Source organism: Pseudoalteromonas sp. DY56-GL79, from assembly GCF_041414765.1.
GTDB classification, from domain to species: domain Bacteria; phylum Pseudomonadota; class Gammaproteobacteria; order Enterobacterales; family Alteromonadaceae; genus Pseudoalteromonas; species Pseudoalteromonas piscicida.
The window spans coordinates 1-878 of the sequence record NZ_JANHZS010000061.1 but is presented as its reverse complement, the minus strand read 5'-3'; the positions used below and the strand labels follow the sequence as shown (position 1 = coordinate 878).

Genomic DNA, 878 nt, shown 5'->3' with positions numbered 1-878 from the left:
TTCCCGATTTTTTGTCAACACTTAATTTTGAATTTCTTTAGAAGTTTTCTTCCAAGCTCTCAAAGCTAAGTTTTACTTGACTACCAACTCGTTGACTTATTACTTTTCAGCGTTACTCCCCGTGTCGGTGGATGCGCATTATAGGGATATCCGATTTTAGTGCAACCCCTTTTTTCATTAAAACTTATAAAAAATATTTGTTCGAACAAAAAACAAACTAAACACGTCAAAACAGTATGTTTTTAACTCAAAAAGATCGAATTGAAGTCACGCGAGTCTACATAAACTTTAAGCATCACTAAGGAACAACTGAACAAATGGCGTTATATAACATCTGTTAGCATATCAACTTACCTACTTACATATAGAACTCGAAACAAAACCAGATCAATTCTTCTTTATGTAGAAAAGGTGTACGTAAATTATGTGGAAGTGAAAATGCAAAGCTACTACGAAGCAGTAAGTCTATCCAATAAGCAGGACTAGATACCAAAATGATACCTTTTATCGAAAATATGAATTTAGGTGCGTTTATAAAGGCATTGAATACTAACTTTCGATTCTTCTTATTATTGGCTAGTAGCTATAGTAATGATTCTGGGATCTAAAGAAACAATGTTTAAGTAAAAGAAGATGTGGATAAATCAGTAACAGTGAAGTTTTTGGATAATAAAAAGGTAAATAAGTGGGATATTAAGAACAAGGAGAATATGCGATATGGAGGCGGAACCCGGAGTCGAACCGAGGTAGACGGATTTGCAATCCGCTGCATGGCCACTCTGCCATTCCGCCATGAAGAATATTGGAGCGAGTAACGAGGTTCGAACTCGTGACCTCGACCTTGGCAAGGTCGCGCTCTACCAGCTGAGCTATACTCG

At 36.8% G+C, this 878-nt stretch carries 1 tRNA gene; it reads right to left on the bottom strand.

From position 1 onward, the window contains the following. Positions 1-718 precede the first annotated feature (718 nt). Positions 719-792 (bottom strand) — tRNA-Cys (locus tag NO992_RS23335). Positions 793-878 lie beyond the last annotated feature (86 nt).